The organism is Pseudomonas fluorescens (genome assembly GCF_902497995.1).
Taxonomy (GTDB): Bacteria; Pseudomonadota; Gammaproteobacteria; order Pseudomonadales; family Pseudomonadaceae; genus Aquipseudomonas; species Aquipseudomonas fluorescens_BK.
Genome location: NZ_CABVII010000021.1, coordinates 21,369 through 46,808 on the forward strand (window position 1 = coordinate 21,369; position 25,440 = coordinate 46,808).

At 59.2% G+C, this 25,440-nt stretch carries 22 protein-coding genes and 1 pseudogene; 4 read left to right on the forward strand and 19 right to left on the reverse strand.

Features of this window, described 5'->3' with window-relative positions; all coding sequences use genetic code 11:
* Positions 1–7 precede the first annotated feature (7 nt).
* Positions 8–637, reverse strand: a complete 630-nt coding sequence (locus F8N80_RS22550) for a class I SAM-dependent methyltransferase (protein WP_150784724.1) — start codon at positions 635–637, stop codon at positions 8–10.
* Between the two features lie 186 nt (positions 638–823).
* Positions 824–1,168 (reverse strand): DUF6124 family protein, encoded by a 345-nt coding sequence (locus F8N80_RS22555; protein WP_150784725.1) that lies wholly within the window; start codon positions 1,166–1,168, stop codon positions 824–826.
* 445 nt (positions 1,169–1,613) lie between these two features.
* Between F8N80_RS22555 and F8N80_RS22560 the strand changes: the two genes are divergently transcribed.
* Positions 1,614–4,295 carry an RHS repeat domain-containing protein gene (locus tag F8N80_RS22560; RefSeq protein WP_150747201.1) on the forward strand — a complete coding sequence of 894 codons (2,682 nt, stop codon included), beginning with the start codon at positions 1,614–1,616 and terminating at the stop codon, positions 4,293–4,295.
* Positions 4,296–4,355: 60 nt separating this feature from the next.
* Here F8N80_RS22560 and F8N80_RS22565 read toward each other — a convergent pair whose 3' ends face one another.
* The 11 genes from F8N80_RS22565 to F8N80_RS22615 form a co-directional block, all read right to left on the reverse strand.
* Positions 4,356–5,000 (reverse strand): methionine ABC transporter permease, encoded by a 645-nt coding sequence (locus F8N80_RS22565; protein ID WP_150747202.1) that lies wholly within the window; start codon positions 4,998–5,000, stop codon positions 4,356–4,358.
* The gene (locus F8N80_RS22570) at positions 4,990–6,123 is read right to left on the reverse strand and encodes a methionine ABC transporter ATP-binding protein (protein WP_150784726.1); all 1,134 of its coding nucleotides are present in this window, start codon (positions 6,121–6,123) and stop codon (positions 4,990–4,992) included. Before F8N80_RS22570 ends, F8N80_RS22565 begins: the two co-directional genes overlap by 11 nt.
* A gap of 2 nt (positions 6,124–6,125) precedes the next feature.
* The gene (locus F8N80_RS22575; protein ID WP_150784727.1) at positions 6,126–6,935 is read right to left on the reverse strand and encodes a MetQ/NlpA family ABC transporter substrate-binding protein; all 810 of its coding nucleotides are present in this window, start codon (positions 6,933–6,935) and stop codon (positions 6,126–6,128) included.
* Positions 6,936–7,065: 130 nt separating this feature from the next.
* Positions 7,066–8,433 carry an LLM class flavin-dependent oxidoreductase gene (locus F8N80_RS22580; RefSeq protein ID WP_150784728.1) on the reverse strand — a complete coding sequence of 456 codons (1,368 nt, stop codon included), beginning with the start codon at positions 8,431–8,433 and terminating at the stop codon, positions 7,066–7,068.
* The gene (locus tag F8N80_RS22585; protein ID WP_150784729.1) at positions 8,434–9,627 is read right to left on the reverse strand and encodes an SfnB family sulfur acquisition oxidoreductase; all 1,194 of its coding nucleotides are present in this window, start codon (positions 9,625–9,627) and stop codon (positions 8,434–8,436) included.
* Positions 9,628–9,665: 38 nt separating this feature from the next.
* Positions 9,666–10,907: an SfnB family sulfur acquisition oxidoreductase gene (locus F8N80_RS22590; RefSeq protein WP_150784730.1), complete on the reverse strand. Its 1,242-nt coding sequence runs from the start codon at positions 10,905–10,907 to the stop codon at positions 9,666–9,668.
* A gap of 317 nt (positions 10,908–11,224) precedes the next feature.
* On the reverse strand, positions 11,225–12,001 hold the full coding sequence (locus F8N80_RS22595) for a hypothetical protein (RefSeq protein WP_150784731.1): 777 nt from the start codon (positions 11,999–12,001) through the stop codon (positions 11,225–11,227).
* A gap of 476 nt (positions 12,002–12,477) precedes the next feature.
* On the reverse strand, positions 12,478–13,233 hold the full coding sequence (gene tcyN, locus F8N80_RS22600; protein ID WP_150747209.1) for an L-cystine ABC transporter ATP-binding protein TcyN: 756 nt from the start codon (positions 13,231–13,233) through the stop codon (positions 12,478–12,480).
* Between the two features lie 4 nt (positions 13,234–13,237).
* Complete coding sequence (tcyL, locus tag F8N80_RS22605; protein WP_150747210.1) at positions 13,238–13,903, reverse strand: cystine ABC transporter permease; 666 nt, start codon at positions 13,901–13,903, stop codon at positions 13,238–13,240.
* The gene (tcyJ, locus tag F8N80_RS22610) at positions 13,903–14,703 is read right to left on the reverse strand and encodes a cystine ABC transporter substrate-binding protein (protein ID WP_150747211.1); all 801 of its coding nucleotides are present in this window, start codon (positions 14,701–14,703) and stop codon (positions 13,903–13,905) included. Before tcyJ ends, tcyL begins: the two co-directional genes overlap by 1 nt.
* Positions 14,704–15,206: 503 nt before the next feature.
* Positions 15,207–16,199: a D-cysteine desulfhydrase gene (locus F8N80_RS22615; RefSeq protein ID WP_150747212.1), complete on the reverse strand. Its 993-nt coding sequence runs from the start codon at positions 16,197–16,199 to the stop codon at positions 15,207–15,209.
* Positions 16,200–16,524: 325 nt separating this feature from the next.
* On the opposite strand from F8N80_RS22615, the gene epsC reads away from it, so the two are divergent.
* Together epsC and betT are read left to right on the forward strand one after the other, a co-directional pair.
* On the forward strand, positions 16,525–17,451 hold the full coding sequence (epsC, locus tag F8N80_RS22620) for a serine O-acetyltransferase EpsC (protein ID WP_150784732.1): 927 nt from the start codon (positions 16,525–16,527) through the stop codon (positions 17,449–17,451).
* A gap of 426 nt (positions 17,452–17,877) precedes the next feature.
* The gene (gene betT, locus F8N80_RS22625; RefSeq protein WP_191632966.1) at positions 17,878–19,833 is read left to right on the forward strand and encodes a choline transporter BetT; all 1,956 of its coding nucleotides are present in this window, start codon (positions 17,878–17,880) and stop codon (positions 19,831–19,833) included.
* A gap of 26 nt (positions 19,834–19,859) precedes the next feature.
* On the opposite strand, the gene F8N80_RS22630 is transcribed toward betT, so the two are convergent.
* Positions 19,860–20,120: a hypothetical protein gene (locus F8N80_RS22630; protein WP_150747215.1), complete on the reverse strand. Its 261-nt coding sequence runs from the start codon at positions 20,118–20,120 to the stop codon at positions 19,860–19,862.
* Positions 20,121–20,291: 171 nt separating this feature from the next.
* A pseudogene (locus F8N80_RS31705) lies at positions 20,292–20,399 on the reverse strand (3-ketoacyl-ACP reductase); the annotation flags it as partial.
* A gap of 130 nt (positions 20,400–20,529) precedes the next feature.
* Between F8N80_RS31705 and mgrA the strand changes: the two are divergent.
* Positions 20,530–21,567, forward strand: coding sequence for an L-glyceraldehyde 3-phosphate reductase (gene mgrA, locus F8N80_RS22645; protein ID WP_150784733.1), 1,038 nt, complete (start codon positions 20,530–20,532; stop codon positions 21,565–21,567).
* Between the two features lie 153 nt (positions 21,568–21,720).
* Here the strand turns inward: mgrA and tauD are convergent, their stop codons facing one another.
* From tauD to tauA, 4 genes are all read right to left on the reverse strand, one after another.
* Positions 21,721–22,563: a taurine dioxygenase gene (gene tauD / locus F8N80_RS22650; RefSeq protein ID WP_150747218.1), complete on the reverse strand. Its 843-nt coding sequence runs from the start codon at positions 22,561–22,563 to the stop codon at positions 21,721–21,723.
* Positions 22,564–22,687: 124 nt separating this feature from the next.
* Positions 22,688–23,521 (reverse strand): taurine ABC transporter permease TauC, encoded by an 834-nt coding sequence (tauC, locus tag F8N80_RS22655; RefSeq protein WP_150747219.1) that lies wholly within the window; start codon positions 23,519–23,521, stop codon positions 22,688–22,690.
* Entirely contained in the window at positions 23,518–24,312 is a 795-nt protein-coding gene (gene tauB, locus F8N80_RS22660; protein WP_150784734.1) for a taurine ABC transporter ATP-binding subunit, read from the reverse strand. Before tauB ends, tauC begins: the two co-directional genes overlap by 4 nt.
* A gap of 16 nt (positions 24,313–24,328) precedes the next feature.
* Positions 24,329–25,306, reverse strand: a complete 978-nt coding sequence (gene tauA, locus F8N80_RS22665; RefSeq protein ID WP_150784735.1) for a taurine ABC transporter substrate-binding protein — start codon at positions 25,304–25,306, stop codon at positions 24,329–24,331.
* Between the last annotated feature and the right edge of the window lie 134 nt (positions 25,307–25,440).

A 25,440-nucleotide genomic window follows, 5' to 3' on the forward strand; every position in this document is an offset into this window, starting at 1 on the left:
TGACGGACTACGCAGGCTTGCGCCAAACACTGGCCAACCAAGGCTGCTGCTCCCGCGGCAGCCCAGCCGGCCGGTAGTAATGCTCCAGCTCGACAAACCCCGCCTCTGTCAGCAATTGCTGCCACGCTTGAAGATCGTGATACGCCCCATAACGCGGCCCGTTCCACCCCTCCTGATTCTCCCCGCGCGGATTGGAGCTGAACAACACGCCACCCGGTTTCAACGCCCCACGCAGTTCCTTCAACACCCGCGGCAACTCCTGGCGCGGGATGTGGAACAACACCGCATTGGCAAAAATCCCGTCGAATCGCTCGGCCGGCAGATCCAGTTTCAGAAAGTCCTGCTGCCAGACCTCGCAGCCACTGTCCTCGCGCGCCATCTGCGCGAACTTCTCCGAACCATCGAGGCCTACGGCGGTATGGCCCATGCGCGTAAAGGTCTGCAAGTCGCGGCCAGGCCCGCAGCCGAAGTCGAGAATATCGAACGGCGCCTCACCCTGAATATGCCGCAACAGGGCATCGATGTTCTGGCTGACATCGTGATCGCGGGTGCCCTCGCGAAAACCTTCGGCCACCGAGTTGTAATGGCCCAGGGTGGTGGCGGTGATCTGCTCGAGGTCGGCGGGAGTCTGTTTCATGGTCGGCTGCGCAGGCAATGTGAATTCGCCGAATATACGCCATCAAGCCGGTGGCTGCTTCGCAGCCACTCGCGGGCAAGCCTCGCTCCTACAGGTTTTATGCCATTCAGGCGATCCACGATCCCTGTAGGGGCGAGGCTTGCCCGCGAAGGCGGTATCACTGGCGACCAATGACTTGGATCAGACTCAGCTTTGCTTCATCCCCAGACAATCAATCGACCGATCAACCATGGCCTTGGCGATCTCCAGCAGATGCCAGATGGAAAACACCATGGCCCTGTCGGCGCCTTTGAGGTGGTCGCCACATTGATAGGCGGTGACCGAGGCACAGCGCAGCAAATCGGCGATGTAGAGCTGGGTGTCTTCGAAGCTCACATCATTGCTGACGTTGTAGAACCGTAGCTCATCCGGTGCCGAGGGTTGTTCGCCGGTCAGGTAGAAATCGATCGCCCGGTAGAGTGCGGAGCGGTCTCTGAGGGGGTCGTCGTTTCTGGTTGAATTGGAGGGTGGATCGGGAACTGGCCGTTTCATCTGTGTTGCTCCTATTGCTGCGTGGGAGCCGACACTTCTCGCCTACTAAACGATGGGTGGCGGCTGTGCGCAGGTTAGTAGGCCGGTCAATAGGAAACCCGGTGCATCCGAAGATGCCCCACGCACAGCCACCATATTCAGTACCCGGCAGAGTTACCGGGCATGAGCATGAAAACGCTATGCACCTATTGATTCGGGCTACTAAACCCGATCACTGATGAGCAGTGACGGACGAAGACTAGGCACGGAAATCTGTCGGCGCAAGCGTGCGGAATAATCTAGGAAACGTCCTGCAAAGGGAAGGGATTAGCCTTGTAGGAACGCTGATTTTTCTGTGCGAAAACTTCCCCTTTGGAGTCGGTGCTTACCTGTTACTTCTTACAGTATCCGTCAGGTGAAAAAGCGTTCAGTCTTTCCTCTACCAGAACGAAGGACCGTCGATACCATGAACGTTCACCATCACACCCCGACCTTGTCGGTCATGGACCCACGTGCGCTGGCCGTCCGTAGCGTGGGTTACTGCCGCCATCCGGATAAGTCAGATGTCGAGCCGCGCATCACCCGGCAAGTGTTCGACGGTGCGGGGCGGCTGTGTGAGTCGTGGGATCCACGATTATGGGGAACGGCGCCGAAGGCGAATCTGTACACCTTCTACGGTTTGAACGATCAGCCGTTACTGACGGACAGCGTCGATGCCGGCTGGCAGCTGAACCTGCTGGATCAGGCCGGTTTGCCTTGTTCGTCCTGGGATGCCCGAGGCAATCAGCGGCACACCGACCATGACAATCAACAACGTCCGATCACGGTCACGGAGCAGGCTAGCGCGGAACTGCCCCGTGTCGTGGAGCGACTGACCTACGGCGGTTCTCCTGAAGCATTCATTCAACACAATCAATGCGGACGGCTGATTCGTCATGATGATCCTGCGGGCAGTCAATGCTTCACCGACTATGGGCTTGCCGGTTCTGCCCTGGTTGAGGAGCGGCGATTTCTCACCGACCTTGAAACACCGGATTGGCCGGATGATCCGGAGTCCCGAGAGGCGTGGCTGGAAGATCAATCGTTCGTCACGCGGCACGTGTTCCGTCCAACAGGCGACATTCAACGTCAGACCGATGCCATGGGTAATGATCGAACCTTTGGCTACGACATGGCGGGTAGCCTGAGCGAGACTTGGTTGTTGCAGGCGGGGGATGGCCAGACACAGCAGCGACTGGTCAGCGACATCCTGTACAACGCCCATAGTCAAATCGAAAGCGAAACCGCAGGTAATGGTGTGGTGACGCGTGCTGTCTACAGTGCCGAAGACGGTCGGTTGATCAGGCTGATGGCGCAAGTTGGCGATCAAAAGCCGTTGCAGGACCTGAACTACCACTACGACCAAGTGGGCAATATTGTCGAGCTGGAGGACAAGTCCCAAGCCGTTACTTACTTCAATAACCAGCGTATCAACCCGATCAACCGCTACCGCTATGACAGCCTGTATCAGTTGGTCGAGGCCAAGGGTTGGGAGGTCAGTACGCCCAGCCATGGACCCGCACTACCGGACTTGCTGCCCACACCGCTGGATCCTAATCAGCGGCGCAATTACACCCAGCACTTCGACTACGACGCGGCGGGCAATCTGATCACCCGCCACCACAGCGGTGCGCCCGGCTTCTCGATGTTCACTTCTGCCAACTGCAACCGCAGCCTGGCGCAATGGGATGACGGAACCTTGCCGGGTGAGCCTGAGATCGCCTCAGGCTTCGATGCCTGCGGCAACCAACGGGAACTGCAACGCGGGCAAACCATGCTTTGGGATATCCGCAATCAGTTGAGCCGGGTGACGTTGGTCAAGCGCAAGGGTGAAGCTGATGACTACGAATGGTATGCCTACGACCGCCCCGGCCATCGGCTGCGCAAAGTACTTTTCAGCCAAACCAATCGGCGGACGTTACGCGCTGAAGTCCGTTACCTCCCCAATCTGGAAATCCACCGTGAGGCCGATGGTCAAGTGCACCATGTCATCAGCACCGAAGCCGGACGTAGCAGTGTTCGAGCCTTGCACTGGCCCGAAGGTGCTCATACCGATCAACAGCGCTACAGCCTCAGCGATCATCTCGGCTCCAGCACGTTGGAACTGGACGAGGAAGCGGGTGTGCTGACTCAAGAACACTATTATCCCTTCGGCGGTACGGCCTGCTGGGCGGGCAAAAGTGAAATGGTGGCGAAGTACAAAACCATTCGTTATTCAGGCAAAGAACGGGATGCGACGGGGCTTTATTATTACGGATATCGGTATTGCACGCCATGGTTACAACGGTGGTTGAGTGCTGACCCCCTTGGGGCGGTGGACGGATTGAATATTTATCGCTATCTAGAAAACAATCCAATCATTTTTGTTGATCACGAAGGTACGGTTGTTTTAAATTTTGCGGAAAAAGCACTCGACAGTGATGATTTTGTTCACTCGAGTCTTGTCGTGAACTACAAGATTCCCGCGTTTGTTCAAAGTTGGGAGCTTGGTTTTTATCTTGAGCAATCAGAGCCGGGTAATAGTTTTGCCGGGATAGCAAACGTTGTCAGTGGGGAGGTTAATATATATCCATTGGCAATGGTCAGGCAAAGAGCTGTGGTTGAAGAATGGAGAGCACCATTCAAGGAGGGTGGGACGCATGACGGTGGAAAACCCATAATTCATTCCCCGGATAATCCTGTTGGACCCTCGCATCTACAGGCAATACAGATTTTTAAAAGTGATGAAAGGCAGACGGTTGGATTTACTTTAAATGATGTGCGCGGTCTGCCTTTACAGGCAGTAGAAGGGTATCGAAGTGTGCCGGTATTAGTTGGAACGTCTAGATCGTTGAATGAGCCAAAAACGTTTAAGGTTCCGGATGATTTTGTGTCTGGAGGCGACAGCGTTGATGATTTTAGTATAGCGTCTGATATGGCTAAAAACGGGGTGGGCAAGGTCGAGAAATATAAAGAACTCTCCACGGAAGTAAAGCGAAATTTGCTCAATATGTTGGTAGGGAATAGTGATGATTTTGGGAAAAATGCATCGGAGTTTAAGCAGTTATTTGAAGCTGAACTTCACAGGCCGGAGCTACAGCTGCGTCGCAAACAAAATTTAGTGGCGTAAGAGTGGGATGCTACGCCACTCTTACGCCCTCCACTGGTTATGATCTTAACCTGCACTTGATCAACGCTTATTCAGCCCCCGCGCGAAGCGATCCCCACCCAATTGGATGATTGCCACCAATACCACCAGCAACACAATCACCGTCAACATGATCTGACTATCAAAGCGCTGATACCCATACCGATAAGCAATATCCCCCAGCCCACCCGCACCAATCGCCCCGGCCATCGCTGACGAGTTGATCATCGTCACCAAGGTGATGGTGAAACCCCCGACAATCCCCGGCAACGCTTCGGGCAGCAGCACATGCCAAACGATGTGCCAGCGCCGGCAACCCATCGCCTGCGCCGCTTCGATTAACCCGTGGTCGACCTCGCGCAAGCTGACTTCAGCGATACGCGCGAAAAACGGCGTGGCGGCAATGGTCAGCGGCACTACAGCGGCCCAGACACCGTAGGTGGTACCGACGATCAACCGGGTAAACGGAATCAACGCCACCATCAAAATCAAAAACGGAATCGAGCGAAACAGATTCACGAACGCGCCTAAAGTGCGGTTCAGCGCTGGCGCTTCGTAGATGCCGCCCTTGGAACTCGTCACCAGGATCACCGCCAAGGGAATGCCCGCCAGCAGTGCAATCAACGACGACACACCGACCATCAGGAAGGTGTCGATGAAACCTTGCAGCAAGCGATCAAACCACATAACCCAACACCTCCGCCTGTTGAGACCATTTGCCGGCGCGTTGACGCAGTTCTTCGGCGCCGAGAGACGAACCGGTCACCGCCAGCAGCAGTTGCCCGAGGGCATGGCCCTGAATCCGTTCAACGCCACCCTGCAGCAAGCGCACGCGGCCGCCGAGGGCGCTGAACAATGCGGCCACGTCAGGTTCATCATGAGCTGCTCCGGTGAACTGCAGTCGCAGCACCACGGCGTCCTCGGCGGACTTCGGCTGTGAACGCAACCGGCTTTGCAATTCTTCCGGAAGCGCGTGTTGCAACGGCCCCAGCAACGTCTTGCTGACCTCATGTTGCGGGTTGCCGAAGACTTCCCATACCGGCCCTTGCTCGACGATTCGTCCGTGCTCCAGCACCACCACCCGGTCGCAGATATCGCGAATCACCGCCATCTCGTGAGTGATCAGCACAATGGTCAGGCCCAGGCGCCGATTGATCTCGCGCAGCAGGCCGAGGATCGATTGCGTGGTCTCCGGGTCCAGCGCCGAAGTCGCTTCGTCACAAAGCAAAATCGCCGGGTCGTGCACCAGCGCCCGGGCGATGCCGACGCGCTGTTTCTGCCCGCCGGACAGCTGCGCCGGATAGGCTTTGTGCTTCTCTTGCAGGCCTACCAGCTCCAGCAGTTCGCGGACTTTCTGCTCGCGTTTTTCCTTCGGCACACCGGCGACTTTCAGCGGCAACTCGACGTTCTGCCAGACCGTCTTGGCCGACATCAGGTTGAAGTGCTGGAAGATCATGCCGATGCGCCGACGCAGCGCGACTAACCGGTCTTCATCGAACTCGCCGATGTCCACTTGATCGATTAGCACGCGCCCCGTGCTCGGCTGTTCGAGACGGTTGATGGTGCGGATCAGCGACGACTTGCCGGCACCGCTGCGGCCAATGATGCCGAACACTTCACCGCGCTGGATCGCCAGGTCGATGCCGTGCAATGCCGCCACGGGACCTTGCTGACCGTTGTAGGTTTTGCCCAGGGCGATGAAGCGCACATGGGCGCGATTAAGGTCCGGGTGCAGTTCGGTCTGTTCGACATGCTCCGGGATATGGCGGGGCTCTGGAATCTCCAGTCGCCGTAGGATCGCGGCCGTCATGCTCAGCTTTCCCAGCCGGCTTGGTAGAGCTTGCCATGGGCTTTATCCAAGGCTGCGCGAACGGCGGGTGAGTGCTGATAGATGTCGACGAACTTGATCAGGCGCGGGTCGGTTTTGCTGTTCGGCTGGATTACGAACTGAATCACGTATTCCTTGTGATCGAGGCCGTCGAACAGCAGGGCAGAGCCGGCATCGAAGGTCTTCGCCAGGCGGATGTAGGCCGGGTAGCCCTGGACCAGATCGGCGTCATCGTAGGCGCGCACCAGTTGCACGGCTTCGACCTGAAGGATTTTGATTTTCTTTGGATTGGCGACGATGTCTTCTTCGGTGGCCTTGTAGCCGACACCCGGTTTGAGCTTGATCAGGCCAGCCTTGGCCAGCAGTTGCAGGCCACGCCCGCTGTTGATCGGATCGTTGGCGATGGCCACGCTGGCGCCTTCGGGCAGCTCGTCGAAGCTTTTGTATTTTTTCGAGTAGAGGCCGACGTTGTTGATGATCCCCGGGGCGAATGGCACTAGGTCAAAACCGGCGGCGGCCTTGGCGTTTTCCAGGAACGGGATGTGCTGGAAGTAGTTCACGTCGATGTCGCCGGCGGCGAGGCTGACGTTGGGGGCGATCCAGTCGCTGAACTCCACCAGGTCGACTTGCAGGCCTTGTTTTTTGGCTTCTTCGACGGCGGCTTCCAGGGGGATGGCGAAGGCGGCGGTGGTGCCGACTTTCAGCGGCGCGTCGGCTGCGAAGGTGATGGAGCTGAAGAGGCCGAGGGCCAGGGCCAGTGCTTTGACTGGGCGGGTTAAGAGTGTATTGGTCATGATGAGTTTTCCAGTCGGTGCATGAATTTGGGGTGTTTGGGCGGGCCTCTTCGCGGGCAAGCCTCGCTCCTACAGTGGATCTATGGCGTTCGCAGTTCCTGTGTAGGAGCGAGGCTTGCCCGCGATGCTTTTAACGGCGAAACGCCGAGCCTGTGTGTTGCTCAGGCAAATGCGCCCCTTTGTGAAACAGCTTTTCCCGCAAGCTGCCGTTGTCGTAAGCCGTCTTGTACGATCCTCGACGCTGCAACTCCGGAATCACCAGCTCAATAAAATCCACATAGCTTTCCGGTGTAACAATCCGCGTCAGGTTGAAACCATCGAGCCCGGTTTCAGCAATCCACGACTCCAGCTCATCAGCCACCTGCTCAGGCGATCCGACCACCGTGATGTAGCGCCCGCCGAGGGCGTGTTGCTCGAGCAATTTGCGCCGGGTCCAGTCGTTGTTTTGCAGGTTTTTGGTGGCGGACTGGATGGCGTTGCTCTTCACGTACTGGATCGGTTCGTCGATCTCGTATTCAGAGAAGTCGATCCCGGTGGACGCCGAGAAATGCGCGACTCCGGCCTCGGCACTGGCGTAGCTCAGGTACTCGGCATGCTTGGCCCAGGCCTGTTCTTCAGTGGCGCCGACAATCACATTGAGCCCCATGAACACCTTGATGTCCTCGGGGTTGCGCCCGGCCTCGACGGCGCTGGCGCGAACCTTGTCCACTTGAGCCTTGGTCGCCGGTTTGTTCTGGCCGCTGATGAACACGCACTCGGCATGGCGCCCGGCGAACTGCAAACCGCGATCGGAACTCCCTGCCTGGAACAGTACCGGCGTGCGTTGCGGCGACGGTTCGCACAGGTGATAGCCCTCGACCTGATAGAACTCGCCCTTGTGCTCGACCTTGTGCACTTTTTCCGGTTGGGCGTAGATCCGTTGCTGCGGATCGTTCAGCACCGCGCCGTTTTCCCAGCTGCCTTCCCAGAGTTTGTAGAGCACCTGCAGGTATTCGTCGGCCTGGTCGTAACGGCGATCGTGTTCGACCTGTTCGCTCAGGCCCATGGCCTTGGCGGCACTGTCGAGGTAGCCGGTGACGATGTTCCAGCCGACCCGGCCGCGGCTCAGGTGATCGAGGGTCGACAGGCGTCGGGCGAACAGGTACGGCGGTTCGTAGGTCAGGTTGGCGGTCAGGCCGAAGCCGAGGTTTCTGGTGACGGCGGCCATGGCCGAGACCAGTAGCAGCGGATCGTTGACCGGCAACTGAATCGACTCTTGCAGCGGCACGCCCACCGAGTTCTGGTAGACGTCGTACACCCCGACGATGTCGGCGATGAACAGTCCATCGAACAGCCCGCGCTCCAACAGTTGTGCCAGTTCGGTCCAGTATTCGATGGTTTTGTATTGGGTGGAGTTGTCCCGTGGATGCGTCCACAGGCCATGGTTGATGTGCCCGATGCAATTCATGTTGAAGGCATTGAGCAGGATCTTTTTTTTGGTTGTCTGAGGCGTGGCCATTCAGATGGTCCCCCGCAACGGCGGGTTTTCATCGTTGAGGTAGTAGTTGCCGACGGCGTGATACTTCCAGCGCACCGGGTCATGCAGCGTATGCACCCGAGCGTTGCGCCAGTGGCGATCCAGCCCGTGTTCGGCAAGTGTGGCCTGACTGCCGGCCAATTCGAACAGCGTGCTGCCGGCGGCGAGAGAAATTTCGGTGCTGATGGCCCGGGCTTCGGCGACGGCAATCGACGCAGCGGCGACGGTCTGTGCGTCAGTCTGGGCCTGGGCCTTGTCGAGGAATTCGCCGGCGCGTTCCAGCAGCGCTTCGGTGGCGTGCAGGCGAATGCTCAAGTGGCCGAAGCTCTTGAGAGTCAGGGGGTCTTCGGTGGCGTTTTCATTGCCCGAATCGATCCATGGCCGGGTCCTGGTGCGCACGAAGTGCAGCGCATCTTCATAGGCGGCGCGGGCGATGCCGGTGTCGATGGCGGCGTGAAGAATCTGCGCCAGCGGGCCGACGGTGGTCGGACGCTCGAAAGCGCTCTGGAACGGGATCACGTCTTCGGCGGCGACGAAGACGTCTTCGAATACCACCGAACCGCTGCCGGTGGTGCGCTGGCCGAAACCGCTCCAGTCGTCGATGACCGTCAGGCCCTTGCTGTGACGGGGTACGAAAGCCAGTTGCTGCACGCCGTGTTCATCCACCACCGAGGTTGGGATGCGTTGGGCGTAGAGGGCACCGGTGGCGTAGAACTTGCGGCCGTCGATGCGGTAACCATCACCGTCGCGAGTGAGGCGGGTGACGCGGTCGTGGGCGGTTTTTGTGCCGAGTTCGGCCAGTGCATTGCCGAAGCGCTGACCGGCCAACACTTCAGCATAGAGGCGTTTTTTCTGCTCGGCGCTGCCATTCACGCGCAGCACTTCGAGGGCATAGAAATGGTTCTGCGGAATTTGTCCTAGAGAGCCGTCAGCCTGAGCAATCAGCGCGATCACCTTGGCCAGCGTGCCATTGGAAACCCCGGCACCGCCGTATTCCTTTGGCACGCTGATGCCCCACAGGCCCGAGCGGGAAAACACTTCCAGTTCCGGGTGCGGCAAACGCCGTTCGCGGTCGCGCAGGGCGCTGTCGCGTTTGAAATCCTCGGCCAGGTCACTGGCGACAATCAGGGCTTGCTCATCGCTGGTTATGACCGCGACGTGGTGAGAAAAAGTCATGTGTTTCTCCAGAGATCTGGTCAAAAGTGTGCTGGTCGTTAGATCCAGGAGTGGCGAGCGGGTAACGTGCCGTTCAAGCGGTAAGTGCCGATGGCGTGATATTTCCAGCGCACCGGGTCGTGCAACGTGTGCACGCGAGCGTTGCGCCAGTGGCGATCGAGGTTGAATTCGGCGAGGGTGGCGCGGCTGCCGGCCAGTTCGAAGAGTTTTTCGCTGGCCAGCAGCGAGATCTCGGTGGTCAGCACTTTGGCTTCGGCCACGGCAATCGAGGCACGCGCGGCGGACTCGACAGTGAGCGGCGCGGCGCTGACCTGGTCGAGCACCCGCCCGGCCTTGCGCAACAAGGCTTCGGCGGCGTGCAGTTCGATTTTCAGTTTGCCGATGTCGGCGATCACGTAGAGGTCATCGCTGGCCCTGTCGACCTTGGCATCGATCCATGGCCGGGCTCGGGTTTTCACGAACTCGATGGCGTCGTCGATGGCGCCCCGGGCGATACCGGCGTCGATCGCCGCTTGAATCAACTGCGATACCGCACCCTGGATGTTCGGCTTGTCGTTGAGCTTCCAGGTATCCACCACCAGCTCGGCGTCGACCCGCACATTGTTGAGCAAAATCGTGCCGCTGGCGGTGGTGCGCTGACCAAAACCGGACCAGTCATCAACGATGCGCAAACCGGGTGTGCCGCGACGGACGAAGGCCAGCACTTGCCTGCCATCGTCGTTCAGCGCCTTGACGGCGACCCAGTGGGCGAACAGGGCGCCGGTCGAATAAAACTTCTGCCCGCTGATGACGAAGCCATCGCCGTCGGCGGTGATCCGCGCTTTGAGTTCAAGGGTATTCTTGGTGCCGCGTTCCGGCCCGGCATTACCAATCCGCCAGCCTTCGAGCACGCTTTTGAACAGCTGCTTTTTCTGTGATTCGGTGGCGCTGCCGAGCACCAGATTGAGAATGCCGAACTGGTTCTGCGGGATTTGCCCGAGTGCCGGGTCGGCCGCGGAAATGATCGCGAACACATCGGCCAGGGTGACGAATGAAACCTGTGGGCCACCATACTCGCGCGGGATGGCGATGCTGCCCAGCCCGCTGCGAGTGAACTGTTCGATTTCCGACCATGGCAGTTTGCGCTGCCGGTCACGTTTGGCTGCTTGCAAGCGGGCGACTTGCGCCAGTTCATGGGCCGCCTTGATGGCTTGTGCATCGTTGCGCAAGACTTGCGCGGGCAACAACAAGGGGGCGACGTCCAGATCACTCTGAACGATTGCATCTGCCAGACTGGACATCAGTGCCGCTCCTTGGCTGCACGCAATGCCCGGGCGATCTGCACTGGGGTGATTGTGTTCCGGACCATACCTACCTCACATCTCATGAAAACGCCGCGATCGGTGCGGCGAACGAAAACAAGAATGTCCGGTGGTCCGGTGCATATACCCTAAACGCTCACAAAAAATAAATAAACTAACTTTTAGGAATATAGATAGAAGAGCTATTACAGACCCGTGTAGGAGCCGGCTTGTCGGATCGCCGCACCGCGGCGAAGGCGTTGTCATGGGCACTGCACTGCACGGCTCGAGACCGCCTTCGCGAGCAAGCTTCGCTCCTACAGGGGAACTCTGTGTTTGGGGGATTCGGCGGCCATGAGCAGTTCCTTCGGCCGGGCCTTCAGGTAGGGATTGGCACAACCAATCTTCAACGTCCGAGCCGGTGCCCAGCGCGAGTTGTTACCGACCCGATCGAGGATGCAGTAGGTCACTTCCAGCCGAAGGTCTTCCCCAGCCTCGAGAATGATTGCCGGCGGCACCCAGACCTGGATCGGCTGGCCGACGTCGCAAGCCTTGAGCCTGGGCAGGTCCATGCGCACATCGCCCCAGCGCAGGGTGATTTCGTCGTCGGCGGCCATGTTCAGGTACGGCTCGATGGTCACCGGGACGCCGCGCTTGATCTGATTCGGATTGACCCCCTGGCGGCGAATGGTCTCGGGGAGGCTCACTGGCGCCAGGTTCTGGTTTTCGTCGGCGAACATTGCAGACGGTTGGCCACCGGGGCAGTCGAGTTTGATCTGGACGCTCACGTCGGGTGACAGGGCTGCCCCCTGCCCGACTCGCATGATCCGGTAGTGGATGCGTGAAGCACCGTTGGCAATAAAGCTTTCCGGCACTCGCAGGCTGACGGTATTGCCGACATCATGGGCACTCAGCACCCTGGAGGCCACGTAGCAGTTGTCCCAGAACAGTTCGATCAGGTCGCCTTCATCCATGCCGGGGTAGGGCGCCACGTCGACCAGCAGGTGAGCCGCCGAGGTGATGTTGATACCGTTCTTGTGTGATTGCGCCAGCGAGGGCACAGCCAGTTTGGGTGTGTTCGAGATGCTTTTCATGGGTTCTCCTTGAAGTCTTGCAACGAAGTCCATTTCTGAAATAAAAAATGCGAATTCCAAACAACAACATCGCTCATTACTTGAATTGAATAATAGTGAGCGTGATGAGAATCTATTGCTGAAGCTAGATAAGAGTGAACTTGAATAAGTGTCAATAGAGTGGATTAGTCAAATTCAAAATCCGGCATAATTCAGAAAGTTCCTACGCGTTGAGGTTAAGAAGCCCTATCGATCTGTCGAAGATAACCGTTAAATTTCCCGGTTTTCTGGAGATGAGGCGGTGGTTGCACATCTGTCACCAAATGTCAGGCTCCAGAGTATTGGATGTGGTCAATCTGTGACAGGGCATATAAATGTATCGCGCACGCTGACAAGAAGTTATGCATTGTGCGCAAACATCAACTAAGTGCAGGGAGGATGATTAAAGGGGCGAGGGACTTCCATCCATGGAAATTGACCTGTATTGCGCGGGTGTTTCAGGGGTGGGCGTTATTCAGAAACTTGCTGAGAAACTGTTTCGTCCGTTCTTCCTTAGGGTTGGCAAACAATGCCTTGGCTTCGCCTTGCTCGACGATCACCCCTTTGTCGAAAAATACCACACGGTTGGCCACGTCCCGGGCGAAACCCATTTCGTGGGTGACGATAACCATGGTGCGTCTCTCTTCGGCCAGGCTGCGGATGGTCGCCAGTACTTCGCCGACCAACTCGGGGTCGAGGGCCGAGGTGGGTTCGTCGAACAGAATCACCTCCGGCTCCATCGCCAGCGCGCGGGCAATGGCCACGCGCTGTTGCTGGCCACCGGACAGGCGACGCGGGTAAGCGTCTTCCTTGCCCGCCAGGCCGACCCTGGCCATCAGCTTTTTACCCAAGGCAATGGCTTCGGCCTGTGGGATTTTCTTCACGATGATCGGGCCTTCGATGACGTTTTCCAGGGCGGTCCGATGGGGGAACAGGTTGAAGTTCTGGAACACGAAGCCCACGTGCTGACGCAGGCGACGCACCAGGCTCTGCTGCTGGTTCAAAGGGCGGCTGCCATCGATCTCGATGTCACCGACCTTGATCCGGCCGCTGGTGGGCTCCTCCAGGAAATTCAGGCAGCGCAGGAAGGTGGTTTTACCCGAGCCACTGGGCCCGATGATCGCCACCACCTCACCTTCCTTCACTTGCAGATCGATGCCGTTGAGCACCACTTGACCCTTGAACTGCTTTGTCAGTTTTTCCACGACAATCATTGGGTCAGGACTCCTGGTCGTGCCGATTGACCCGTGCTTCCAACTGATTCTGCAGGTGCGACAGCACCGTGGCCAGAACCCAGTAGATCAGCGCGGCGGCAAGGTACATGGTGAAAATTTCAAAGGTGCGGGCGGTAATCAGCTGCGCCTGACGGAACAGTTCCGGCACCTGGATGGTGGCTGCCAGTGCGGTGTCCTTGACCAGCGAAATGAAGCTGTTGCCCAGCGGTGGCAGTGCCGTACGCATGGCTTGCGGCAGGATGGCCCGGCGCAAGGTTTGCGCCCGAGTCATGCCGATACTGGCAGCGGCTTCCCACTGACCGCGTTCGATGGAGCTGATGGCGGCACGCAGGATTTCACAGGCATAGGCGGCCATGTTCAGCGAGAAGCCGATCAGGGCTGCCGGCAGCGGATCGAGTTCGATACCCAATTGCGGCAAACCGTAATAGATCACGAACAGTTGCACCAGCAACGGCGTGCCGCGGAAGAACGACACGTAGACGCGGGCGATCCAGCTCACCAGTTTGAAGCGCGACAGGCGCATCAGCGCCAGGCCAAACCCCATCACCAGGCCAAAGAACATCCCGCCCAGGCTGAGGATCACCGTGTAATACGCGCCCTTGAGCAGAAAGGGCGCGGAATCCAGTGCGAGTTGGAAAGCTTCTTCCATTATTGAGTGACGTCAGCGTTGAAATATTTCTGCGAGAGCTTGGCGAGGGTGCCGTCGGCGCGCAGTTTGTCGATGGCCTTGTTTACCGCAGCCAGCAGTTCGGGTTCGCCTTTGCGCAGGGCAATGCCGGCTTCCTGGCGGGAGAACGCTTCGCCGGCGGCGGTGGTGTCCTTGGCCTTCTTGGCGTATTCCAGCGCGGCGAGGCGGTCGATCAGAATGGCGTCGATGCGGCCGACTCGCAGATCCTGGAACTTGGTCGGGTCATCGTCATAGGTCTTGATGATGGCTTTCGGCTGATTGTCCTTGAGCCACTGCTCGTAGTTGGTGCCCAGGCCAACGCCGACTTTCTTGCCGGCCAGGTCGGCGGCGGTCTTGATGTTCAGCTCGGCGGCCTTCTTTGTCAGAACCAGGGCCTGAATACCGGAAACGGTGTACGGTTCGGAGAAGTCATACTTCTTCTTGCGCTCTTCGGAAATGGTCACCTGGTTGACCACGGCGTCCAGACGCTTGGATTCCAGGGCTGCGAGAATGCCGTCCCATTTGGTCGGTTGCAGTTTGACCTTCACACCCAGCTCTTTGGCCAGGGCTTCGGAGAACTCGACTTCGAAGCCGGCCAGTTTGCCGTTGGCGTCGACGAAACTGAACGGTGGGTAAGTGCCTTCCAGACCCACGTTGATCACGCCGGCGTCCTTGATTTTTTGCAGCTGCTCACCGGCAACTGCTTGTCCCAACAGGCCGGCGCTGAGTGCCAGGCCCAGCGAACCTACCAGCAGGTTTCGACGTAGTGCGGAAAAATTCATGACAAGCCCCTGTATTTTCTTATGAAGACGCTTTTAGGAAAGTTGGCAAATTCGGGATTTTAACGACTGCGATATCCTGCCCTAAAGCAGTCTATGCGTCTTGTTTCAAATTCGCCTGCGGCGCGACTATATGACGAGGCTTTTAGATTGGAAAATAATAAAATTTAATTTTATTATTCTTTTTTGGTATATGTGGCGATCTCTGAAAGATCGCAGCCTGCGGCAGCTCAGGTGAACGCCGCTCCCCTGTAGGAGCCAGGCTTGCCGGCGAAGAACGATGACGCGGTGTTACAGAGACACCGCGGCGCCTGGTTCGCCGTAGGAGCTGGCTTATCGGATCGCCGCACCGCAGCGAATGCGCCATCACGGCCACCATCGCCTTCGCCGGCAAGCCTGGCTCCTACAGTTCAACGTCGTCGCAAAAATTACGGCATGTTCCCTGGCTCTGTAGGAGCTGCCGAAGGCTCGGGCCGCGTTCGGACGATCTTTGATCTTTCGCTTCGTTACAGAAAATCTTTATAGGCAAACAGCGCCGGCGCCCCACCGGTGTGCAGGAAGATAATCGGCCCCTCATCGAAACGCTGACGCCCCATCCCGTCCAATAACCCGGCCATGGCTTTACCGGTATAAACCGGGTCGAGCAGCAAACCTTCCTGGCTCGCCACCAGCTTCACCGCCGCCAGCGTTCCGGCATTCGGTTCGCCGTAGCGCGGGCCGAAATATTCGTCCCACAACTCGACTTTGAAACTCGCCGGCAGTTTCACATCCAACAACTGCGCCGTCCGCTCGGCGAGCCCCTGGACCTTTGGTCGCTGATCTTCATCGCTGCGCGAAACCGTGACGCCAATCACCGGCAATTGCGGCAGTGCTTCGCTCAATGCCAGCGCCAGGCCACTGTGAGTGCCGGCGCTGCCCGAGGCCAGAACCACAGCGGCGAATGTGATGCCGGTGTCCTTGATCTGCTCGGCCAGTTCCAACCCGGCGCGTACATAACCCAAAGCGCCCAGCGCATTCGAGCCGCCAATCGGAACCAGATACGGCTTTTTGCCGTTGCTGCGCAGTCGTGCGGCCAACGCCTCCAACTGTTCGTCGGCGTTATCCAGGTTTTCTACCATCTCAACCTTGGCATCGAACAGATCCAGCAACAGCCGATTGCCATTGCCGACATAGTTGGCATCGTCGGTGCCAAGGGGATTTTCCAGCAATGCCACGCAGCCGAGACCCAGCCTGGCCGCAACGGCAGCGGTTTGACGCACATGGTTGGACTGAAGCGCACCCGCGGTAATCAACGTGTCTGCGCCTTGTGCCAGGGCATCGGCCGCCAGGTATTCGAGCTTGCGCAGCTTGTTGCCGCCCATTGCCAGCGGCGTCAGGTCATCGCGTTTGACGTAGAGATCGCGGCCCAGCCAGGTCGACAGGCGTTCGAGTTTTTCCAGTGGCGTGGGGTGACCGAGTAGATCGAGGCGGTCAAAACGGGCGAGCTGTTGTTTGATCATGATTTCCGTACTGGCGCAAGAGTGTAGGAGCGGGCGTGGTCCGGGTGGCGTTCCGACGATGGTCGCTAACGATACCGCGATAAACCTGACACCCCGCGGCGGGTTCGAGTTTTTCGCGAGCAATCGAGCGTCGACCGGCTGCTCCTGCAGGGAATAGGTGTCAGGACTATAGGCACGCCTATTTATCGGGGCAACCGCCAATCGCTTATAGCCAAAAGTGTTTGATTCAGCACTATTGGTTCTTAATCCGCCGTTCAGACCTTGCCGTAAAGTAATCGCCGTCAGCGCGGCCAGACAGTCCGGCCGCCCATGAGGAGTTTTTACCGTGAGCGAGCGTTCCAGCCATTGGCAATTGCAGACCATCGTCAGTCAGCTGCGTTCGGCGCGTGACGAGTGGCGTGCACAAAACGGCCGCGCCAGCGGCGAGCAGGGCGGTCGCGAGTTGCCTTCCCGAGCGGCCATGGCGGAGATTCTTGAAGCCTTGTGTGGTGCGTTGTTCCCGATGCGCCTGGGCCCGGTAGACCTGCGCGAAGAGAGTGAAGACTTCTATGTCGGTCACACGCTGGACGTGGCCTTGAATGCGTTGCTGGCTCAGGCGCGACTGGAACTGCGCTACGCCGCCCGCCACGGCGCCCGGGGCGAGACCGAAGTCGAGGCCAGGACCATTCAGATCATTCAGGACTTCGCCCTCGCCCTGCCAGGCTTGCGCAGTCTGTTGGATACCGACGTGCTGGCGGCCTATCACGGCGACCCGGCAGCGCGTAGCGTCGATGAGGTGTTGCTCTGCTACCCGGGCATCCTGGCGGTGATTCACCATCGCCTCGCCCATCACTTGTATCGCGCCGGGCTGCCGCTGCTCGCGCGGATCAGCGCAGAAATCGCCCACTCCGCCACCGGTATCGACATTCACCCGGGGGCGCAGATCGGTCGCAGCTTTTTCATCGATCATGGGACGGGCGTGGTGATCGGCGAGACCGCCATCATCGGCGAGCGTGTGCGGATTTATCAGGCCGTGACCCTGGGTGCCAAGCGGTTCCCGGCGGATGAGGACGGCCAGTTGCAGAAGGGGCAACCGCGACATCCGATTGTCGAGGATGATGTGGTGATCTATGCCGGGGCGACAATCCTGGGCCGGATCACCATCGGCCAGGGTTCGACCATTGGCGGCAATGTCTGGCTGACCCGCAGCGTGCCGGCGGGGAGCAACCTGACGCAGGCGAATCTGCAGCATGATGATGGGACGCAGAAGTAAGGCCCCCAATCTCCGCTGACTGTCAGGCAGCCGTTCGCGGGCAAGCCTCGCTCCTACAGGATTTGAGTCGTACGCAATATTTGTGTACGACTCAAATCCTGTAGGAGCGAGGCTTGCCCGCGAATGGTTCAAACCGGATCGAGATAAAGGCATTTAGCTGATTTCCCGCTGAACGAAGCCCCCAACCCCCGCGTCATCCCCCTCCTTGAGCTAGCGTACAAACTGCACCGCCGAGCCCTGCGATTAGTCCTTAGCTGGCTATTTATGTTTAACTTGAACGCTCATTCAAGTTAAACCACCGGTTTGCTGCCCGCTCACAACAGGAGGCTTGCCTTTGCCGAGTCCGTTACTGATTGCCCTGTTTCACCCCCTCGAGGTGCCCCTTTCATGAGTGCATCGTCCCTCCCCCCTAGCGGCCAGGTCCGCATGAATCCGCCGGTGTTCTATTTCGCGGCGAGTTTCATTCTGTTGTTCGGCGTTGTCGTGATCGTCATGCCCGAACAAGCCGGTGCCTGGTTGCTGGCGGCGCAAAACTGGGCGGCCAACACGGTCGGCTGGTACTACATGCTCGCGATGACTCTGTATCTGGTCTTCGTGGTGGTCACCGCCTTGTCCGGCTACGGCAAGATCAAGCTCGGTGCCGACCACGACGAACCCGAATTCAGTTACCTGTCCTGGGCTGGCATGTTGTTCGCCGCCGGCATCAGCATCACGCTGTTTTTCTTTTGTGTGTCCGAACCGCTGACCCACTTGGCGCAGCCGCCTCAGGGTGAGGCGGGCACGGCGGACGCGGCGCGCCAGGCGATGCAGATTCTGTTTCTGCACTGGGGCCTGCACGGCTGGGGCGTGTTCGCCTTCGTCGGCATGGCACTGGCTTACTTTGCCTATCGTCACAACCTGCCGCTGGCCCTGCGCTCGGCGCTCTATCCGCTGATCGGCAAGCGCATCAACGGCCCGATCGGTTACGCGGTGGACGGCTTCGGCATCATCGCCACGGTATTCGGTCTCGGCGCCGACATGGGCTTTGGCGTATTGCACCTCAACTCGGGATTGGACTACCTGTTCGGCATCGCTCATACCCAGTGGATTCAGGTCGGCCTGATCACGCTGATGATGGGCGCGGCGATCATCGTGGCCGTGTCCGGTGTCGATAAAGGCGTGCGGGTGATGTCGGACATCAACATGCTGCTGGCCTGCGCGCTGCTGCTGTTTGTGTTGTTCGCCGGTCCCACCCAGCACTTGCTCAACACCCTGATCCAGAACATCGGCGATTACCTCGGCGCCTTGCCGATGAAGAGTTTCGACCTCTACGCCTACGACAAACCGAGCGACTGGCTGGGTGGCTGGACGGTGTTTTACTGGGCCTGGTGGATCGCGTGGTCGCCGTTCGTGGGCCTGTTCATCGCGCGGATTTCCCGTGGCCGGACCATCCGGGAATTCGTCTTCGGCGTGCTGCTGATTCCGCTCGGGTTCACCCTGGCCTGGATGTCGATCTTCGGCAACAGCGCCATCGATCAAGTGCTCAATCACGGGATGAGCGCGTTGGGCATGTCGGCCATCGACAATCCATCGATGACGCTTTACCTGTTGCTGGAAACCTATCCGTGGAGCAAAACCGTGATCGCGGTCACGGTGTTCATCAGCTTCGTGTTCTTCGTCACCTCGGCCGACTCCGGCACCGTGGTGCTATCGACGCTGTCCGCCAAGGGCGGCAATCCGGATGAAGACGGGCCGAAATGGTTGCGGGTGTTCTGGGGCGCGATGACTGCGCTGGTTACCAGTGCGCTGCTGTTCTCCGGCAGCATCGATGCACTGAAGTCAGCGGTGGTGCTGACCTCCTTGCCGTTCTCGATGATTCTACTGTTGATGATGTGGGGACTGCACAAGGCGTTCTATCTGGAATCGCAGAAGCAGATCGCGCAGCTGCACTCCCTGGCACCGGTATCCGGCTCGCGCCGTGGCGGTTGGCGTCAGCGCTTGAGTCAGGCGGTGCATTTCCCTTCGCGGGATGAGGTTTACCGTTTCCTCGAAACGACGGTGCGTCCAGCGATTGAAGACGTGACTGCGGTGTTCGTCGAGAAAGGGTTGCACGTCGTCGCCCAGCCCGATCCGGCCAACGACAGCGTCAGCCTGGAAATCGGCCATGGCGAGCAGCATCCATTCATCTATCAGGTGCAGATGCGTGGCTACTTCACGCCATCTTTCGCTCGTGGCGGCATGGGTTCCAAGGAACTCAACAACCGTCGTTACTACCGGGCCGAAGTGCATTTGAGCGAGGGCAGTCAGGATTACGATCTGGTGGGTTACACCAAGGAGCAGGTCATCAACGACATCCTCGACCAGTACGAGCGGCACCTGCAGTTTTTGCATTTGGTGCGTTGACCCCATAGGCGGCGGGGCTGGATTGTTCAGGTATCAGTGCTCAACACCATGAACAACACCAGCGCCGCCACCGGCACGCCAAACACAATGCTGCCGACCACCAGTTCCGTGGTGACGGACTGGCCGGCGGTGACCACGCCGATGGCGCCGTTGATCATCGTCAGTGCCAGCCATAGCACGATGAAGCTGTAGGTCAGGGTCTGGCGGCTGAAGCCGATTTTTTCGCCGATGAACAGCATCAGTGCCAGTAGGACCAGGCCGAAGAAGATGATGATGGTGGTGTGCATGGTGAGTTTCCTCCCTGCGGATGTGTGGTGCCTGTCAGGCCGCCTTCGCGGGCAAGCCTCGCTCCTACAGATTCAATGTCGTTCACGCAATTGCGTCCGACACGGAACCTGTAGGAGCGAGGCTTGCCCGCGAAGGCGGCCTGACTGTTTCACCCTACACATCGAGCATAGTTAAACCAACCCACCATTCGCCCGCAGAATTTGCCAATTGACCCAGCCCGAGTCAGGACCCACCAGGAAGGACACGACGCGGAAGGTGTCTTCTGGTCGTCTCCGCCGGCCAAGATGAAATAGGTGAAACGTTTCATCTTTTTCTCGAATCCGGGGTTTATTGGCGATTGTCCGGGCGTATGCTGGGCCACTTGCGAAGCAATCGATACCAATTTCAAGTCACACAAGAGAGGATTCGATGACCTACACCGCTGCCGAAAACCGCTACGACTCTATCCCTTACCGCCGCGTGGGTCGCAGCGGTCTGGTGCTGCCTGCGCTGTCCCTGGGCCTGTGGCACAACTTTGGCGACAGCACCCCGATCGACACTCAGCGCTCGCTGTTGCACACCGCGTTCGACTTGGGCATCAACCACTTCGACCTGGCCAACAACTACGGCCCGCCGTACGGCAGCGCCGAGATCAACTTCGGTCGTTTGCTGCGCGAAGACTTCAAGCAGTACCGTGACGAGTTGATCATCTCGAGCAAGGCCGGTTGGGACATGTGGGCCGGCCCTTATGGCCAGGGCGGCGGTTCGCGCAAGTACGTGCTGGCCAGCCTGGATCAGAGTCTGCAGCGCCTGAGGCTGGACTATGTGGACATCTTCTACTCCCACCGCTTCGACCCGGACACCCCGCTGGAAGAAACCGCCAGCGCACTGGCTACCGCGGTGCAGCAGGGCAAGGCGCTGTACATCGGCATCTCGTCGTATTCCGGGGTGAAAACCCGCGAAATGGCGGCGCTGCTCAAAGAGTGGAGAGTACCGTTGCTGATTCACCAACCGGCCTACAATCTGCTTAATCGATGGGTGGAAAAGGACCTGCTGGACACCACCGACGAACTCGGCACGGGGGTGATTGCCTTCACTCCGCTGGCGCAGGGATTGTTGACCGACAAGTACCTCAATGGTGTGCCGGCGGATGCGCGGGTCAATCGTCCGGGCGGTGGCTCGTTGCAGGCGTCGCACTTGTCCGACACGAATATCGCTCACGTGCGTGCGTTGAATGAAATCGCCCAGCGTCGTGGCCAGAGCCTGGCGCAGTTGGCGTTGGCCTGGACGCTGCGAGACCCGCGGGTGACCTCGGCACTGATCGGCGCGAGCCGGCCGGAGCAGATTATCGAGAACGTCGGGGCGTTGCAGAATCTGAGCTTCAGTTCGGAGGAGTTGGCGCAGATTGACCGGTTTGCCCAAGAGGGTGGGGTTAATCTTTGGGAGAAGCCTTCGACGGCTGAATAGTGTCTGGCGCCGGGTCTTCTGGCGTCTGTCAGATAGCCTTCGCGAGCAAGCCCGCTCCCACATTAGATCGAGTCTTTCAATAAGAATGCGATCAACTGTGGGAGCGGGCTTGCTCGCGAAGAGGCCATCAAAGTCAGTAAAGAGGCTGGGTGGTTACCTGAAAAACGGCACATCCCCCAACACCGTCGCCCGCTGCATCACCCGCCGCGCCGGCCGGTAATCATCCACCGCGTAATGCTGGGTCACGCGGTTATCCCAGAACGCCACGTCATCCTTCTGCCAGCGCCAGCGAATGGTGAATTGCGGCCGGGTCGCATGGGCGAACAAAAATTTCAGGATCGTCTCGCTTTCGGTTTCCGACAGCTCATTGATCTTCGCCGTGAAGCCTTCATTGACGAACAACGAGCGGCGCCCGCTCACCGGGTGCGTGCGAATCACCGGGTGCGACAGCGGCGGATTCTTCCTGCGCGTTTCTTCCCACTGGGCCAGCGCTTCGGGCGTGTTGCCATAACGCTCCAGCGGGAACGAACGGGTGAAGTCGTGGGTGGCGGTCAGTCCTTCAAGCAAGGTTTTCATCGGCGCGGACAACGCTTCATACGCGGCAATACCGCTGGCCCATAGCGTGTCGCCACCAAACTCCGGCAGCAACTTGGCGCTGAGCACCGCGCCCATGGCCGGGGTCGGCAGGAAGGTCACGTCGGTGTGCCAGATCGCGTTGTCACGCACATCGGTGACGGCGGTATCGAGGATCAGCACTTGCGGCTGTTCCGGCACATTCGGGTAGATCGGGTGAATATGCAGGTCACCGAAATACGCGGCAAATCGCGCCTGCTGCTGTGGCTCGATCGGCTGATCACGGAAGAACAATACCTGGTATTCGAGCAGCGCCTGCTCGATCTCGTTGCGCTGTTCCAGGTTCAGCGGCTGGCTGATGTCGACGCCACTGATTTGCGCGCCGAGGGCCGAGCTGAGGGGGACGATGGTCAGGTTGCTCATGTTCTTTAATCCAAAGTTGCGAGCTTTTGTGGGAGCGGGCTTGCTCGCGAAGAGGCCCTGTCAGTCAACTTGGATGTTGAATGCTAAATCGCCTTCGCGAGCAAGCCCGCTCCCACAGGGTTAGTTAGTGGGCCTGGCCATGCCACGGCACCAGTTTGCGTTGCAGGGCGCGCAAGCCCATTTCCATGGCGAAGGCGATCAGCGCGATCACCAGGATCCCCAGCACCACCACATCGGTGACCAGGAACTGCGCAGCCGACTGCACCATGAAGCCCAGGCCGCTGGTGGCGGCGATCAACTCGGCGGCGACCAGGGTCGACCAGCCCACGCCCAGACCGATGCGCACTCCGGTCAAGATGTCTGGCAAGGCACTTGGCAGGATCACATGGCGAATCAACTGCGCCCGGGTTGCGCCCAGCGACTGCGCGGCGCGCAACTTGGCCGGGTCTACAGTGCGCACACCGGTGGCGGTGGCGATGGCAATCGGGGCGAAGATCGCCAGGTAAATCAGCAACACCTTCGACAACTCGCCAATGCCGCACCAGATCACGATCAGCGGCAGATAAGCCAGCGGTGGAATCGGGCGGTAGAACTCGATCAGCGGATCGAGAATGCCGCGGGCGATACGATTGTGGCCGATGGCAATGCCGACCGGGACCGCGGTCAATACCGCGAAGCCCAGACCCAGGCCGATCCGGCCGAGGCTTGCGCCCAAGTGCTGCCACAAGGTCGAATCCATGTAGCCGGTCGTCACCAGCAGCCAGCCTTTGTGCAGCACGGCGGAAGGCGGCGGCAGGAACAGCGGTTCGATCATTCCAGTGGCGGTGACGGCCCACCAGATGGCAATGAGCGAGACCAGTGTCAGTACACTGATCCAGCGCGTGCTCAAGCCGCGACGGACCGGAGTCACCGTAGAGCCCGGTTTCAGCGCCGCGGCGGGAATTTCATAGCTGCTCATGCGCGCTCCTGCCGCTGGACGGCACTGCGTTGGGAGAACACTTTGGCGAGCACGTGTTCACGGGTTTCGATAAAGCGCGGGTCGGACTTGATGGACCGTGCCGATTCACCGGCGGCGTAACGCTGGCCGAAATCCAGGCTCAGACGCTCGACGATTTGCCCGGGGTTCGGCGCCAGCAGAATCAGGTCTGTGGCGAGGAACACCGCTTCTTCGATGTCGTGGGTTATCAGGAACACCGGTTTGGCGGTGCGCTGCCAGACTTGCAACAGCAACTCCTGCATTTGTTCGCGGGTGAAGGCATCGAGGGCGCCGAAGGGTTCATCCATCAGCAGAACCCGAGGGTCGGCGGCGAGTGCGCGGGCCAGGCCGACGCGTTGCTTCTGGCCGCCCGAGAGCTGCCAGATGCGTCGGTTCTCGAAATCGGAAAGGTCCACCAGCGCGAGCATTTCCCGGGCACGAACTTCGCGTTTATCACGGGAAACGCCGGCCAGTTCCAGACCGAATCCGACGTTGGCCAACACATCCTGCCAAGGCAGCAAGGCGTCGTCCTGAAACACGACGCCGCGTTCGGCACCCGGGCCTTTGACCGGCACGCCATCGAGGGTGATGCGCCCGGCGCTGGGCTCGACGAAGCCGGCAATCAGGTTCAACAGCGAAGTCTTGCCACTGCCGGACGGGCCGAGGGCGACCAGCAATTGCCGGGGCCCCAGATTCAGGGATATATCCGCCAGCACCGGTTCCGGGCTGCCTGGGTACTGTGCGCTGATGCGCTCCAGTTGTAGCAGAGCCATGGCAGTTAACTCCCGGTCAGTGGGTGATGTACTTGGCGCTGACATACGGCGCGTAGTCCGGCAGCACGGCTTCGACCTTGCCTTGTTCCTTGAGGAACGCAGCGGTGTCGGTGATGGCCTTGGTGGTTGGCGCGCCGAGGGTGATCACCTGATCAGCCGCCAGCGGGTAGACGTTGCCTTGCAGCAGCAATGGAATGTCGCTGGCCTTGGCACCGGAGAGTTTCACAAGCTTGTCGACGTTGGATTGGTCGGCGAGCCAGGCTTTCGGGTCTTTGCGATAATTGGCGTAGGCGTCCAGGGTCACTTTGGCGAACGCGGTGACGATTTCCGGGTGCTTCTGGGCGAAATCTTTACGCACGATCCAGGCATCGAAGGTCGGTGCGCCAAACTTGGCCAGCTCGCCGGAGGTGATCAGCACTTTGCCGTTTTCCTTGGCCACGCCGAGCGCGGGGTCCCACACGTAAGTGGCGTCGATGTCACCGCGTTTCCACGCAGCGATGATCGCTGGCGGGGCGAGATTGAGCACGGTAACTTTCGACGGGTCGATGTTCCAGTGCTTCAGCGCGGCGAGCAGGCTGTAATGGCCGGTGGAAACGAACGGCACGGCGATTTTCTTGCCGATGAGGTCCTGCGGGGTCTTGATCCCGGAACCGTCGCGGGCGACCAGGGCTTCGGCGGCGCCGATCTGGGTGGCGATGAGGAACGTTTCTACCGGGACTTTGCGGGTGATTGCAGCCGTCAAGGGGCTGGAACCGAGGTAGCCGATCTGCACGTCGCCGGAAGCGATGGCGGCGATGATGTCGGCCCCGTTGTCGAATTTGCGCCAATCGATGTTGGCGTTGGTGGCTTTTTCGTAGGCGCCGTCGACCTGGGCGACTTTGGCCGGGTCAACGGTGGTCTGGTAGGCGACGGTGATGTCGGCTGCCTGGGTAAAAAAACTCGCCGCAGCCAGCGATGCGGCTGCCAGGAGGCGAAGGGGGAAATTCATTTTCATGGGGAAGCTCCTTGTCAGGCGACCGAGGGTCGGCGTGAAAGGAGACTAAATGATATAAGAACTGGAAAATAAATAACTTTTTAGAATGAGCTTATGAGCGGAAAATTCTAAGGGAGACCGCGGCGCGGCCTTCG

Bases quoted from the DNA above. Each gene is read 5' to 3' on its own strand.
- F8N80_RS22550 (WP_150784724.1), bottom strand. From the start codon at position 637: ATGAAACAGACTCCCGCCGACCTCGAGCAGATCACCGCCACCACCCTG.
- F8N80_RS22555 (WP_150784725.1), bottom strand. From the start codon at position 1,168: ATGAAACGGCCAGTTCCCGATCCACCCTCCAATTCAACCAGAAACGAC.
- F8N80_RS22560 (WP_150747201.1), top strand. From the start codon at position 1,614: ATGAACGTTCACCATCACACCCCGACCTTGTCGGTCATGGACCCACGT.
- F8N80_RS22565 (WP_150747202.1), bottom strand. From the start codon at position 5,000: ATGTGGTTTGATCGCTTGCTGCAAGGTTTCATCGACACCTTCCTGATG.
- F8N80_RS22570 (WP_150784726.1), bottom strand. From the start codon at position 6,123: ATGACGGCCGCGATCCTACGGCGACTGGAGATTCCAGAGCCCCGCCAT.
- F8N80_RS22575 (WP_150784727.1), bottom strand. From the start codon at position 6,935: ATGACCAATACACTCTTAACCCGCCCAGTCAAAGCACTGGCCCTGGCC.
- F8N80_RS22580 (WP_150784728.1), bottom strand. From the start codon at position 8,433: ATGGCCACGCCTCAGACAACCAAAAAAAAGATCCTGCTCAATGCCTTC.
- F8N80_RS22585 (WP_150784729.1), bottom strand. From the start codon at position 9,627: ATGACTTTTTCTCACCACGTCGCGGTCATAACCAGCGATGAGCAAGCC.
- F8N80_RS22590 (WP_150784730.1), bottom strand. From the start codon at position 10,907: ATGTCCAGTCTGGCAGATGCAATCGTTCAGAGTGATCTGGACGTCGCC.
- F8N80_RS22595 (WP_150784731.1), bottom strand. From the start codon at position 12,001: ATGAAAAGCATCTCGAACACACCCAAACTGGCTGTGCCCTCGCTGGCG.
- tcyN (WP_150747209.1), bottom strand. From the start codon at position 13,233: ATGATTGTCGTGGAAAAACTGACAAAGCAGTTCAAGGGTCAAGTGGTG.
- tcyL (WP_150747210.1), bottom strand. From the start codon at position 13,903: ATGGAAGAAGCTTTCCAACTCGCACTGGATTCCGCGCCCTTTCTGCTC.
- tcyJ (WP_150747211.1), bottom strand. From the start codon at position 14,703: ATGAATTTTTCCGCACTACGTCGAAACCTGCTGGTAGGTTCGCTGGGC.
- F8N80_RS22615 (WP_150747212.1), bottom strand. From the start codon at position 16,199: ATGATCAAACAACAGCTCGCCCGTTTTGACCGCCTCGATCTACTCGGT.
- betT (WP_191632966.1), top strand. From the start codon at position 17,878: ATGAATCCGCCGGTGTTCTATTTCGCGGCGAGTTTCATTCTGTTGTTC.
- F8N80_RS22630 (WP_150747215.1), bottom strand. From the start codon at position 20,120: ATGCACACCACCATCATCATCTTCTTCGGCCTGGTCCTACTGGCACTG.
- mgrA (WP_150784733.1), top strand. From the start codon at position 20,530: ATGACCTACACCGCTGCCGAAAACCGCTACGACTCTATCCCTTACCGC.
- tauD (WP_150747218.1), bottom strand. From the start codon at position 22,563: ATGAGCAACCTGACCATCGTCCCCCTCAGCTCGGCCCTCGGCGCGCAA.
- tauC (WP_150747219.1), bottom strand. From the start codon at position 23,521: ATGAGCAGCTATGAAATTCCCGCCGCGGCGCTGAAACCGGGCTCTACG.
- tauB (WP_150784734.1), bottom strand. From the start codon at position 24,312: ATGGCTCTGCTACAACTGGAGCGCATCAGCGCACAGTACCCAGGCAGC.
- tauA (WP_150784735.1), bottom strand. From the start codon at position 25,306: ATGAAAATGAATTTCCCCCTTCGCCTCCTGGCAGCCGCATCGCTGGCT.